Here is a 12,233-nt window from a genome sequence, read left to right on the forward strand (position 1 = left end):
GAGGAATGCCATTGCTCAATTATTGATGCTCTTTGAGTCTCAGGACAACCATAATATTTTTCTCTCCTGAGAGTGACAGAACAGGGTTAGCTCCATAGTTTGGGCATTCTGAAAGGAAACTGAATTTATGGCCCTTACAGTCTTATGTTCCCTTAATCTGGCTAGATGGCTTATTTTCAATAAGGCAAAAGGTTCAAGCTTCATCTAACATCTGCTCTAACCTATCTGCATTAACTCCCCCTACATTACCAAAAATCTCCAGTATTGCTTAGAATGAGGGGGATTAAAGCGGAACTTTTCCCAATATGTAATAGCTCTTAAGTTAAACACAGCATAAAATGGGCTATCTCACTTGTTAGCGAAGCTTCTGACGCTTTGCCATCGTAACAAAAGGTAAAAAGCAGCGAGGGCATTCACCTTGTACCCAATCGGCTGGAATTGGAAATGGTGTCTCACAGTTAGTACATTTTGTTAATAAACCCAACTTGTGGCGATCGCACTTCATTTTCTCCTTAAACTGCCATTCAATTCGATGACAAGGGGACTCTGCATAACAAGCACCGCATAAACGAATCGGTCTAGGCTGCATTGTTATACCTTTGTACGGCAACATTTCATATATCCTGTCAACCTGCACACAAATAAGCTTACCCAAAGCTTCTAATTCTTCATAGCTGGGAAATGGATTGAAATAAAGCTGCTCCCATCGAGATGTCACAGCGCCAATACCAGCAATTTTTCCTAAAGAGTATGCCGAAGGAAGACTGTTAGCCTTGTATCGTCGCAAGCGTCCCAAATAATGACTAATGCTTTCGCCTTCATACGGCTCAACATAGCCTAACCTTGGCAGAACGTTATCATCTTCATTTATTTTTTTTGCTCGATTCTGGTGGGATGTATTTTCTGCCATACCGATTAGCAACTTTTTCTAAAACAGATAGCTCAAGTTTGCTAGAGCCGTTGTTCAAAGAATGTAAAACTGCCTTTGTTAGTATCTTGACAAGAACTCCTATTCGCGCACCTGTATTTTGTGTCAAAAGCTCGAATATAGACCCTTCAGCTAGGTTAGATACTTCTGGCAGATCGAGAATATCAAGTTCAATTGTCCGTAGTGTCTTCTTGAAATCTTCGTATTCTAAGCGTTCAAACTCATACAATGTGGGAAAGCTAGTCAACAAATCAACACCGCATAAAATATCATCTAGCTCCTGCCCTCCAACCAAAACAATAGGGACATTACATTCTTCAAATAGTTGTTTTAGGTCTAATAACGCTTCTCTCTGAAGATTTTCAGCATTGTCAATAATGACCATCTCTATCCCAAATAGCTCAAGGCTACCAGCCAATCTTGGACGTAAATCCTCTCGTTTACCTGTTATTGCTGCGTGCTTAATATCTTTCAAAATTTGTGAAAATAGACGTTTGGAACTCGACGCTGACCAAGCTCTTACATAGGAAAGTTTTTTGCTATCCTTTTCCCGATAGTGAAGAGACGCTCGGCTTTTCCCCACATCTCTGGGGCCAATTACTCGACCGCATTGTTTGATTAACCTTAGTTCATCTAACCATTTGAAGTATTCTAAAGCGCGATTAGTTGGAATAAAAGCAGTTCTAAATAACTCTTCAACCTCAGCGATTTTAGAAAGTTGAGCATTGAGATCAAGCTGAGGAGCTAGAGTTGCGACAGAAGGCTGAATTGCGAGTTGCGATCGTGCCATAGGTCACCAAATATTATTTTTATGTTGATGCTTAGAGATAATTAACTTGTGTCTATCCTCTTTGTTATTATTACTTTGATTTGATAAATCTTTTTCAGCTTTAAATTCTGATTCTTGAGGCTTTATATCTTCTTCTATCTGTTTTGGCAATGCCTCAAGTTGTTCTTGTGGTACAGAAGAAGATGAAGTTTTAGTTTTTCTTAATTCTACAACATTTGACTTTTGCTTTGAAGCAGAACGTAAACGTTTTTGCTCTGCTTGCACTCTTTCTTTCTTATTCTGTTTAGCTGCTTCAACAATCTCTTTTCTCCTACCTAATGCTAATAATGCATCATAATTAGAATGTTCTCTACGAGCATTGCTTCGCTCCTTATTAAGGCTTTTCAATTCTTCTAAACTCAGGTCTTGGCTATCCATATTTATTGCATGAGCGTAGCCTAAGAAATTTCCCAAGTCATCATTTGCATCACAACTGTAAACATATAATGTCAGTATATGGTCTGGGTCATATCTCAGCGTCACATATTTACCTTTATATGCCCTGAGTGATTCTCCTCGATAAACCAGATTCTCGAACTGGATAGAGCCATGAGCTTGAACTATTCTTTGAGCTTCCTTCATCAAGCAAATATCTAATTCTCGCTCATCCAAAGGTTCAGGCAATTTTCCTCCCATACCCCTCAACCAGCGTTCAAATCTCGTTTCACGAGGATCTTTGGGATAAGGCTCGTGGTTATAAATGTCACAAAAGAAACTAGCTAAAATCTTATCTAACTCCTGTATGGTTAAACAGGCTTCTTTCTCTGCATTTTCAGGACGTTCCTGAACATTTGATCCCGTATAGCCAGGTAGCCCTTTAAGAACTTGAGTATTAATAGTCTTGAAAAGCCGCTCTACAATGCCACCTTGAGGTGGGCGATCGCGCAATTCGCACTGAAACCCTAATTTCTTGCCAATGGCTTTCAGATGTTTTGAGCGAAAATCTTTTCCTCCATCAGTAAAAAAATATTGTAAGGGAGTCCCATATACGTCCCAAGTTTTACTAAGTTGGTAGTTAGAAGGATACTGTTTGGGTAAGATAGCGTGTCTTAAGGCTACAGCCACCTCAGCAGAACCTGGCTGTTTTACCCATAAGTGATAACCTAGAACACAGCTTGAGTAAGTATCTACAACTGTGGTTAACCAAGGTCGCTCCGGTAGCAGGCTAAGAAGAATATCAACTATCCGAAGATCCACCCGTGTGTGATCACATTGAATAATTTGGTTACTAAAATTCGCTTTTAGTAGCTTCCCATCTCGTGTTTCCACTCCCAACCAAGATCCTGAACCCGGATTTCTAACTTTTTTCTTCCGTCTTTCTTCCTCGATTAACGGATTTAAAATTCGATATACAGTAGCTTTGTGAGGATAATCTCCTTGTTTCAGCCCAAGATCAACCAACGCTTTTCGCTCTACTTCGCTAAAAACCTGTGTAGGAGACATTGGATGTTCCTCATCAACACTCTTTTTATAAATATCCTTAATAACCCCTTGCCAGTATTCGGAGATTCGATGTTGGCCTTTATCTGAGCGTGATACTCCTGCTGTCTCTTGTAACCTGTCTTCATCGTATTCTTTAAGAAGACGCTCCACCTGCCGAATAGAAACACGGAGAGTATCTGCTACTGCCTGCTTTCTTTGAGACTTAATCTGGTGATTTGGCGATTCAGCAAGCCATTGAATTAAATTAAATCTGAGTTTATTATTATCCGTCGTTTTCAGAATAATCAGCAATGGATCGACTGCGAAATTACTGTCACTGAGGCAAATAGCTTCTGTAACTTCCGTCGATTCTCCAGTTAATCCAAATTCTTGGTCTGCCATAGAAGTAAGAAGAACTGATTAATAGTATTAATGTACCATAAATTTAGAAAATACGACATTTAATTTGCAATTCGTAAAAATCTAAGGTAACGACATAAATTTGCGAAAAATGGTTTTTCGACATTAAATATGCGAATTAAGTAATCTTGTCTTTTAAGTAACAAAATCAACTAAAAAGTTTTTACAGTAAAGGTTTCAGCAACTCAAGAAGATGATGTCGTTATTTGCGAACACCGACATTTAATCTGCGAATGTACATCAGCTTGCCAAGAATATCCCCACCTCGGACTGAGGAAAAATCTATATAATACTTGCCATCAGAGCTATTGTTGACAAACAGAGTTCTGCTGGGGTCGGAAGCCTGATAAAATTCCCGTAAATCTATGGGCATAACGCTGGTAGTGCAATTATCTCGTATTGTCCTAGATATCCTTGATTAAAAGGATAAAGTTATTTACATCTTTGCATCTCAATATTTCGGAGAATTTTTGCTTTTGCTACCTCAAAGGTGAGCAAATGGTTTTAGGACTGTTCTCCCTTGAGCGAGATACAAGAACCCCACCCCCAACCCCCTAAGAGCAAGCGAGGAGGGGACTATGATGTAAGTAATATTAAGTTATCTGCAAAAAACGAGACTCTTTTTTGATACTATTTAAGATCGGACTCTTTAAATATTGATTGACGTATGAGCAAAGGTACCCTGTTTGATAAAGTTTGGGACTTACACACCGTTGGTACACTTCCCTCAGGGCTGACGCAACTATTTATTGGGCTTCACCTAATTCATGAAGTCACCAGTCCCCAAGCCTTTGCGATGTTACGCGAGAGGGGTTTAAAAGTCCTGTTTCCAGAGCGTACCGTCGCCACAGTCGATCATATTGTACCGACAGAAAATCAGGCGCGTCCCTTTGCCGATCGCTTGGCAGAGGAAATGATCCAGGCGCTCGAACATAACTGTCAAGAAAATAACATAACTTTTTACAACATCGGTTCTGGCAGTCAAGGTATAGTTCATGTCATCGCTCCCGAACTTGGGCTGACGCAACCAGGAATGACGATCGCTTGTGGAGATAGTCACACATCAAGTCATGGGGCATTTGGGGCGATCGCATTTGGGATTGGTACAAGCCAAGTCCGGGATATTCTCGCTTCTCAAACCCTCGCCCTTTCTAAGTTGAAAGTCCGCAAAATTGAAGTTAACGGCACTCTCAACCCCGGAGTTTACGCCAAAGATGTAATTTTGCATATCATCCGCACACTTGGCGTGAAAGGTGGTGTCGGCTATGGCTACGAATTTGCAGGTACGACATTTGAGCAAATGAACATGGAAGAAAGGATGACTGTCTGCAATATGGCGATCGAAGGCGGTGCTAGATGCGGCTACGTCAATCCCGATCAAGTCACCTACGATTACCTCAAAGGTAGAGATTTTGCTCCCAAAGATGCAGATTGGGATCAAGCAGTAGTTTGGTGGGAATCCATCAAGAGTGATGCTGATGCCCACTACGATGATCTAGTCGTATTCGACGCTGCGGAAATTTCTCCTACTGTTACCTGGGGGATTACTCCCGGTCAAGGTATCGGTGTCAACCAGTCAGTACCTCAGCCAGAAGAACTGCTGGAAGAAGACCGATTCATTGCCGAAGAAGCTTACCGCTACATGGATTTATATCCTGGTCAATCCATCAAGGGCACCAAAATAGATGTCTGCTTTATTGGTAGTTGCACCAACGGCAGGATTACTGATTTGCGAGAAGCGGCGAAAATCGCCAAAGGTCACCACGTTGCTGAGGGAATTAAAGCCTTCGTTGTCCCTGGTTCTGAAAGGGTGAAGGAAGAGGCGGAAGCCGAAGGATTGGATAAAATCTTTCAGGAAGCTGGATTTGAGTGGCGGGAACCGGGATGTTCCATGTGCCTAGCCATGAACCCCGATAAGCTACAAGGAAGACAAATCAGCGCCTCTTCCTCCAACCGCAACTTTAAAGGAAGGCAAGGTTCCTCTTCCGGGCGCACATTGCTAATGAGTCCGGCAATGGTCGCCACTGCTGCAATTAAAGGCGAAGTTTCTGATGTGCGCGAGTTGCTGTAACCTCAAGCAGGGGAGAGGTTACGCGAAATCTGCAACAGGCAATAATTAAAGTAAGAATTTAAATTTATGGTGAGTGAAGTTAAAACAGTTTCAGGGCGCGGTATACCCTTAGTGGGCAACGATATAGATACCGATCGCATCATTCCCGCACGATATTTGAAAGCCATTACCTTTGATGGGTTAGGTGAAGGCGCGTTTATTGATGACCGGACAGCACTTAAAGGTGAACATCCCTTTGACCAATCCCAATATCAAGGCGCGAAAGTTTTAATAGTTAACCGTAACTTTGGCTGTGGTTCATCACGGGAACACGCACCGCAAGCGATCGCCAAATGGGGAATTCAAGCTTTAATCGGTGAAAGCTTCGCCGAAATCTTTTTTGGTAACTGTGTGGCAATGGGCATACCTTGTGTGACAGCCGATGCTGTTACTGTTAAACAACTGCAAGAGTTAATAGCTGCCAATCCCCAAGCTGTCGTGACAGTGAATTTAGAAACTTTGCAAGTGCAAATTGGTGATTACACCGCTTCAGTTGCGATCGGTGAAGGTACAAGAAGCACATTTATTTCCGGGACTTGGGACGCTTGCGGTCAGTTGGTGGCCAATGCTGATCAAGTTCGGACAACGGCTGCCAAATTACCTTATGTGAGTTGGGGCAATTTAGCCGCCAGTTAATATTCTCTCGTTCCCTTTCAGATTGCCAGCCTTTGAAAAGATTCCAAAAACATTACAACTATTGGCAAAATAAAAATAGTGCTGATTTTTTATATAAGACGTGAGTGCAGAAAGTTTAGAAATTGCTCAAACCCGCTACCAGACTGGGAAAATTGCCTTTGAAAATGGGCAATACCGCCAAGCCGTAGAAAATTTAGAAAAGGCCAGCGCCCTGTTAGCTGCTAATTCTCGTCTTGGGGGCGAAGTAGAAATTCATCTGGTGACAGCTTATGAAGCAGCTGGACGCACGGATGAGGCGATCGCTCTTTGCCAAAGGCTCAAACGCCATCCCGATTTTGAAACCAGCAAACAAGCGCGACAGATGCTTTACATCTTAAAAGCACCAAAGCTGAAAAGACCCAGCGAATGGATGACCGAAATTCCCGATTTGGGCGCATTATCCGAGAATGAACTCAAAATTACTGTCGCTAAGTCTACGAAATCTTCTGTCCAGCAGAAGCCTAAACCTGCCCAGCCAGAATTAGTTGACCTCAGTCAGGTCAATACCAGAGATAATCGCTTTATCTGGGTGGCGCTAATTGCCATTGGTTTAACCATCTCGTACTTGGTTTGGTTGAGTTTTTCAGGAACCCCTGGCTGATACCAATTTTGGACTTTCTTGCGGAACGCTACGCGTAGCTTGCTTCTCCGTTCGCGGAGCGTCTCGTAGAGAAGGAGTACGGCACGGCTACGCTACTTCGACCCTTCTCTACGAGACGCTCCGCGAACGACAGGCTCAGGGCAGGTGTTACCCTGAGCCTGCCGAAGGGCAAGCTCAGTACAAGTCAGTCGAACGATTTTAGATTAAAATTCTTTACCAAAACGGTGTTCTAGGAATCTCAAACAATACTAATAAGTCAAGATTGGTTAGAAAGTTTGACTTTTGGGGAGATTTATGGTTTCAACTTCTTCAATTTTCGGAAAGATTTTCTTGTGGTTCATCAGACCATTTAGTTTTGTGTTGGGAAATGTGAAATTTATCTCACCACTGAATGGTCGAAATCGAATCAAGCGCGTCTTTCGCATCCGAAATCCTATTTTGTGGGTAGTGCTGTTAACATCCCTGCTACTGTCTGGCTGTGTGAAGTACGATGTGGGGGTTAACTTTGATAATTCAAATAGTGGCGAAGTAGTACAGCATATTAAGTTGGGAGAGCGGTTAACCAGTTTTAGTGGCGATTCTGTATACGAATGGTTACATAGCATAGAGCGCCGCACCCGTCAACTTCAGGGGAAAGTGCAACGAGTTTCCCCTGAAGAAATCATCGTCACAATTCCTTTTAGTAGTGGTAGGGAATTGCAAGAGAAGTTCAACGAATTTTTTAACTCCCGTGCGAATCAAACCTCTGAGACTGTGCAGAGCAAATCTGACTCAGAACTGCCGAAAATTGAATCAAACGTCCTCTTGGAACAGAACAACTTTTTACTTTTAGTCCGAAATCGGTTGATTTATGATTTGGATTTGCGATCGCTATCTTTAATTGCTAGCAAAGGTAACGTCCTAGCTAATGCTGGTTCAATTCTCAATTTGGAATTTAGCTTGAAGACTCCTTGGGGAGCCAAAAACATTCAACAAACTGAAACTGCGATTGCGCCAGAAAAAAATGGCAATCAACTAGTGTGGAAACTCCAGCCTGGTGAACTAAACCACATAGAAGCTGTTTTCTGGCTTCCCAGTCCCCTTGGTATTGGTGGGTTGTTCATTATTCTGTTCGTCTGGGGAGGATTGTACTTGAGATACAATTTCATGCCAGATCCCAGAATTCAGTTTTCTCCCAAAGCAGCAGCGATCCAGGAATAGTAAACTATTCATCTGTTGAATATTGTTAGCAAAGCCGATGTATTTTCCATCGGCTTTTTTAGACTTTCCCCAGCTTTTTGTAAAAAGTACAGAAGCGCTGCGGAATGCGGGAGCGATCGCGCCATGCCCAGAATTAGCGGTGTAAGGTAAATATTCGGTTTCGGAGTGATTTAGCCTGCATGGATTCATTGCGATTTGAATGGGACAGTCAAAAAGCTCAGTTCAATGTCAAAAAACATGGGGTTTCCTTTGATGAGGCGGCAACTATTTTCTACGATCCTCTCTATTTGGAGGATTATGATGAAGCACACTCTGACCAGGAAGATCGGTTTAAGATCATAGGTGTATCTAGCAGTGGGCGTTTGTTGGTTGTCACATGCACTCAACGAGTCGATAGAATACGGATTATTAGTTCTAGATTGGCGACTAAAAATGAACGACGAATCTATGAATCACAAACTTGAACGGGATGAAACCGAGGCAGAGGATATGTTGGACGAATATGACTTCAGCAATGCCAAACCTGGTAGACATCGAGGGTTTCAGGGATCGTTGATTCGGGTTTTGGAAGACGGTACGGAGCAAGTGATTGAGTTGAGACCAAAAACCGATACCCTGACTGTTGAACGAGATCAGCGGCACATCAGTTTGCTGCTGGATGCCTTCATCGTGGAATATTTCGAGGCAAAGGCGGGTGAGCAAGGGGTTCAAGGGCTGATTAATCAGGTGTTGGCAGAGTATATTCATAATTGCGACTAGGATCAAAACTCCCACGAAATCGTGCCCTGCACCGTGAACGGCTCACCAGGATAAACACGCAAAAGGTCACGAGCAGACTCAAAATAATCCACATCAAACAGATTTCTGAAATTAACCTGTGCGCGGAGCTGTCCTTGTTTATAGAAAATGGCAGCATCAGTACGGAAATAACTCGGCAACTGAAAAAATAGATATACTTTAATCTTCCGCCCAAAATTTAACATATTTTGGGCTGTTTTTATCGGATTTCTCTTAACATTCAACACTTTTGAATTCTACCAATATCTTGATGAACATAATTGTCATTCCTGTCAGATCCACTAGTGTTGAGGTTGCGTGGTATTTTCCCATTTGGGTTAGGTAGTACAGTGCCGACGGCTGGTAGCCACAATCGATTGGTGTCTGCACTGATATACTCTCCTTCCAGAGTTAGCTTTGTGCGCTCACCAATGGCAAAACTAACCACTGGCGCAATGAGTAGATTTTTATCATGAGCAAAATCGATAAAACTGCCTGCATCTTTATAAGACACATTTAGTCGATACAGCCCTGTTTTGTCATCGTTTAAAGGCCCAGACAGATCGACAGCGCCCCGATAATAGCTGTAACTTCCAACCGTTGCTTCAAGGGCATAGTAAGGAGTGGCGAGGGGCTGCTTGGTAATCAAGTTGACTGTGCCACCGGGACTACCATTACCAAACAGAGCTGAAGCCGGACCTTTGAGGGCTTCCACTCGCTCTATATTGGAGAGTTCCAGTGAGCGATCGCCCAGAGGATCTATCAGACCATTCCTGATCGTAGTCCCACTACTATCAAAGCCCCGAATGGTAAATGCACTTGTTTCGTTATTGCCAGGTGATCCAGATGATGTAATCACACCGGGAACATTTCTTAAAGCATCGTTCAAGCGGGTGGCTTGTTGGTCGCGGATTACCTGTTGCGGTACAACTTGAATTGATTGCGGGATGTCGCGCAAGGGTGTATCGGTTTTGGTCGCAGTGGTCGCATCTGGTACACTGTATCCATCTTGTTCTCCTGTCACCACCAATTCAATTGGCTGATTATCCGGCCCTGATGGTTGCTTCGGCTGAGTTGGGTTTGTTGGCTGCTCTACTTGAGGTGTTGGTTGTGTTTGGGGTGGCTGCTGTGCAGTAGATGCAGCAGTTGTCAACCCGAAAATCAAACCTTCATCACTGTCAAATAACTCGACTGTTGGTGAGCTTGCCTCACCGATCACCGTCACCCGGATTGTGTTAGCATTAAAATTTGTTACTGTTATTTCAGTAACTCCCGCAAGTGGTTTTTCCGAACGGAATGTAAACCCATCACCATTGGGTAAACGCAGCTGGGCATTAGGAATATCAGCAATAAAACTATTACCAGTACTGCGATTAGTAATTTGTAATTGTTCCCCTTTGGTGGTTTGTAAAATCACCTCCACACCTTTGGCGGTAGGATTTGCCTTCACTGCTGTCACTTGCACAACTGCACTTGAAGGTGTTGACGATTGAGAAAACAACTCGCTAACATTAGTGGCTGGGCGTTCAATCTCGCTCAGTCGCTTAATTGTTGTAATTGCTGTTGTCTGATTCTGTTTCACTTCTGCCCGTACAGATTGTGCCATCAACAATGGCAGAAAACTCATCACCAAACACAGCCAAATATTAGACGACAACTCTTGAATCCTCACAATAATTCCCCACACTCCAGTAACTAAAACCCTCTTTGTTGAGAAGATTTCTGAATAAACTCAAAATTGAGATTAGAGGAATTAGATGAGTCGCGTCTACCCCAATACAGAATTAATCATCGCCAAACAGACTTTTCTGGCAACCGACACTGACTAGGAGAGATACCAAACTTACGTTTAAAAGCAACACTAAAGTGGGTGGGATTGGAGTAACCAGTCATAATTGCCACATCTAGCACTGTGCGATTTCCTTCTCTGAGCCAGCGTTTTGCTCGCTCCATGCGTTTGTCTGTCAAGTAACCAAATACGGTAGTATCAAAGAGTCGCTGAAAACCACGTTGCAGGGTGCGATCGCTTACTCCTACCTGTTGTGCTAATTCTAGTAATGATGGTGGATTTTCTAGACGGGAGAGTAAAATTTCTCTTGCTTGATATATCCGCTCCACAGTTCCGGCTCTAAATCGTGGTTGCGGTTCATCTTGGTCAGCTAAGAAGGGGGCAAGTTGCAATGCCATCAACTCTAGCACCTTCGCCTGTAAATACAAACGCTTCGTCATCCCGTGGTAAGGACAGTTGACTATTTGCTGTGCCACTGTCTGTATTGCTGTTGTAGTTTTTGGGTAGAGCAATATCTGCCACTCGTTACCCTTTGCCAAAAAACGTAATTGCGGTGGAATTTCTCCGTCCCCTGTAGGAAAAAAGGTTGCCAACAACTCAGGAGGCATACTGAAGCCAATACCCAGGTGCGCTTGAGAATCCAAAAAAGCCATCTTTGGTTGAATGCCGCCACCGGAAATGGCTGTGTATCCTTCTCCTATTTGCCCTCCAAATTCATCTATAACTTTTCCTGAAAGACGAACACAAAATTGCAAAGGGTGAACGCATTCACAGCCTGGTTCCAGTATGTCATCGTAGTATTCGTAGTTACCAATCCCCAGCCACACTTGGGGATGCACTTCTATGCTTCGCGTATATCCTTTGCCCAGTTGCTTGGGTACTTGACAATAGGATTCAAATGGCTCTGACAAGTTTTGCTGGCTATTCTGTCTAGCTTCTGCCCAAAGCTCTTTTTCCTGTTCCGGCGTTAGGGTAATTGTCATAGCTGGCGATTGGTAGATGGTTAGAAATTAATGATATAAATTATCAATAAATTTATCACGATTTATTCGTATATATTGTTGAAATTGTTTACAACAAAGAAATAGAACCTCATCTTCTTGATCAAAGTAAAATTGCTAGCATAGATTTAGGATTGAATAATTTAGCGGCTGTAACTTTCAATCAGTCCGGTTTAGTACCGTTCCTGATAAATGGCAGACCTTTAAAATCTATCAATCACTTTTTCAATAGACAAAAAGCACTTTTTCAAGCTATCCCTCTTTTGTCACTCTCCGGGAGGGTAATAGCTAGAAGCCTCATCAGGCAATCAATACAAGCTATCCTATTAGAAAAAAATCGGTGTTGTATTTGTTATTAGAAAAAAATCGTGTGAACCCTTGGTAGATAAAAGCTCTAGAATTCAGAAATGGCAAATGTTTTCGGAGAGTGACAGAAGCTGTTTACGGACGCTATCGCTTCCGTTATGGATGGAAGAAACAA

13 protein-coding genes and 1 pseudogene are annotated in these 12,233 nt (G+C 42.7%); 7 read left to right on the plus strand and 7 right to left on the minus strand.

The genetic code is table 11. The annotated features are described in order from the left end of the window. Positions 1-355 precede the first annotated feature (355 nt). The 4 genes from HWQ38_RS38815 to HWQ38_RS38830 form a co-directional block, all read right to left on the minus strand. Positions 356-910, minus strand: a complete 555-nt coding sequence (locus HWQ38_RS38815) for a TniQ family protein (protein ID WP_292805415.1) — start codon at positions 908-910, stop codon at positions 356-358. Then, a complete protein-coding gene (locus HWQ38_RS38820) occupies positions 864-1,718 on the minus strand; it encodes an ATP-binding protein (RefSeq protein ID WP_292805418.1) in 855 nt (284 codons plus the stop codon). The genes HWQ38_RS38815 and HWQ38_RS38820 overlap by 47 nt, the downstream gene beginning before the upstream one ends. A 3-nt stretch (positions 1,719-1,721) precedes the next feature. Beyond that, entirely contained in the window at positions 1,722-3,581 is a 1,860-nt protein-coding gene (locus HWQ38_RS38825; RefSeq protein ID WP_292805421.1) for a Mu transposase C-terminal domain-containing protein, read from the minus strand. A gap of 220 nt (positions 3,582-3,801) precedes the next feature. Continuing rightward, the gene (locus HWQ38_RS38830; RefSeq protein ID WP_292805458.1) at positions 3,802-3,972 is read right to left on the minus strand and encodes a hypothetical protein; all 171 of its coding nucleotides are present in this window, start codon (positions 3,970-3,972) and stop codon (positions 3,802-3,804) included. A gap of 294 nt (positions 3,973-4,266) precedes the next feature. Here HWQ38_RS38830 and leuC point away from each other — a divergent pair, with 294 nt between their 5' ends. From leuC to HWQ38_RS38860, 6 genes are all read left to right on the plus strand, one after another. Then, positions 4,267-5,670, plus strand: coding sequence for a 3-isopropylmalate dehydratase large subunit (leuC, locus tag HWQ38_RS38835; RefSeq protein WP_292805424.1), 1,404 nt, complete (start codon positions 4,267-4,269; stop codon positions 5,668-5,670). A gap of 66 nt (positions 5,671-5,736) precedes the next feature. Beyond that, complete coding sequence (gene leuD, locus HWQ38_RS38840) at positions 5,737-6,345, plus strand: 3-isopropylmalate dehydratase small subunit (RefSeq protein WP_292805427.1); 609 nt, start codon at positions 5,737-5,739, stop codon at positions 6,343-6,345. 100 nt (positions 6,346-6,445) lie between these two features. Further along, entirely contained in the window at positions 6,446-6,985 is a 540-nt protein-coding gene (locus tag HWQ38_RS38845; RefSeq protein WP_292805429.1) for a tetratricopeptide repeat protein, read from the plus strand. A 294-nt stretch (positions 6,986-7,279) separates the two neighbouring features. Next, positions 7,280-8,185: a DUF3153 domain-containing protein gene (locus tag HWQ38_RS38850; RefSeq protein ID WP_292805432.1), complete on the plus strand. Its 906-nt coding sequence runs from the start codon at positions 7,280-7,282 to the stop codon at positions 8,183-8,185. Between the two features lie 179 nt (positions 8,186-8,364). After that, positions 8,365-8,649: a BrnT family toxin gene (locus HWQ38_RS38855; protein ID WP_334787264.1), complete on the plus strand. Its 285-nt coding sequence runs from the start codon at positions 8,365-8,367 to the stop codon at positions 8,647-8,649. Further along, entirely contained in the window at positions 8,633-8,944 is a 312-nt protein-coding gene (locus HWQ38_RS38860) for a hypothetical protein (RefSeq protein WP_292805435.1), read from the plus strand. The genes HWQ38_RS38855 and HWQ38_RS38860 overlap by 17 nt, the downstream gene beginning before the upstream one ends. A 2-nt stretch (positions 8,945-8,946) precedes the next feature. Here the strand turns inward: HWQ38_RS38860 and HWQ38_RS38865 are convergent. The 3 genes and pseudogenes from HWQ38_RS38865 to HWQ38_RS38875 form a co-directional block, all read right to left on the minus strand. Continuing rightward, positions 8,947-9,129 (minus strand): annotated as a pseudogene (locus tag HWQ38_RS38865) (hypothetical protein); the annotation flags it as partial. Between the two features lie 74 nt (positions 9,130-9,203). Continuing rightward, complete coding sequence (locus HWQ38_RS38870) at positions 9,204-10,634, minus strand: TonB-dependent receptor plug domain-containing protein (RefSeq protein WP_292805438.1); 1,431 nt, start codon at positions 10,632-10,634, stop codon at positions 9,204-9,206. 116 nt (positions 10,635-10,750) lie between these two features. After that, positions 10,751-11,734: an AraC family transcriptional regulator gene (locus tag HWQ38_RS38875; RefSeq protein WP_292805441.1), complete on the minus strand. Its 984-nt coding sequence runs from the start codon at positions 11,732-11,734 to the stop codon at positions 10,751-10,753. A gap of 83 nt (positions 11,735-11,817) precedes the next feature. Between HWQ38_RS38875 and HWQ38_RS38880 the strand changes: the two genes are divergently transcribed. Then, positions 11,818-12,111: a transposase gene (locus tag HWQ38_RS38880; RefSeq protein ID WP_292805455.1), complete on the plus strand. Its 294-nt coding sequence runs from the start codon at positions 11,818-11,820 to the stop codon at positions 12,109-12,111. The last annotated feature ends 122 nt before the right edge of the window (positions 12,112-12,233 follow it).

The sequence above is a fragment of the Nostoc sp. NMS7 genome (assembly GCF_017115085.1).
GTDB lineage: Bacteria > Cyanobacteriota > Cyanobacteriia > Cyanobacteriales > Nostocaceae > Nostoc.

Excerpts from the sequence above, each read along its gene's own strand:
- HWQ38_RS38815 (WP_292805415.1), bottom strand. The coding sequence starts at position 910 with ATGGCAGAAAATACATCCCACCAGAATCGAGCAAAAAAAATAAATGAA.
- HWQ38_RS38820 (WP_292805418.1), bottom strand. The coding sequence starts at position 1,718 with ATGGCACGATCGCAACTCGCAATTCAGCCTTCTGTCGCAACTCTAGCT.
- HWQ38_RS38825 (WP_292805421.1), bottom strand. The coding sequence starts at position 3,581 with ATGGCAGACCAAGAATTTGGATTAACTGGAGAATCGACGGAAGTTACA.
- HWQ38_RS38830 (WP_292805458.1), bottom strand. The coding sequence starts at position 3,972 with ATGCCCATAGATTTACGGGAATTTTATCAGGCTTCCGACCCCAGCAGA.
- leuC (WP_292805424.1), top strand. The coding sequence starts at position 4,267 with ATGAGCAAAGGTACCCTGTTTGATAAAGTTTGGGACTTACACACCGTT.
- leuD (WP_292805427.1), top strand. The coding sequence starts at position 5,737 with ATGGTGAGTGAAGTTAAAACAGTTTCAGGGCGCGGTATACCCTTAGTG.
- HWQ38_RS38850 (WP_292805432.1), top strand. The coding sequence starts at position 7,280 with ATGGTTTCAACTTCTTCAATTTTCGGAAAGATTTTCTTGTGGTTCATC.
- HWQ38_RS38855 (WP_334787264.1), top strand. The coding sequence starts at position 8,365 with ATGGATTCATTGCGATTTGAATGGGACAGTCAAAAAGCTCAGTTCAAT.
- HWQ38_RS38860 (WP_292805435.1), top strand. The coding sequence starts at position 8,633 with ATGAATCACAAACTTGAACGGGATGAAACCGAGGCAGAGGATATGTTG.
- HWQ38_RS38875 (WP_292805441.1), bottom strand. The coding sequence starts at position 11,734 with ATGACAATTACCCTAACGCCGGAACAGGAAAAAGAGCTTTGGGCAGAA.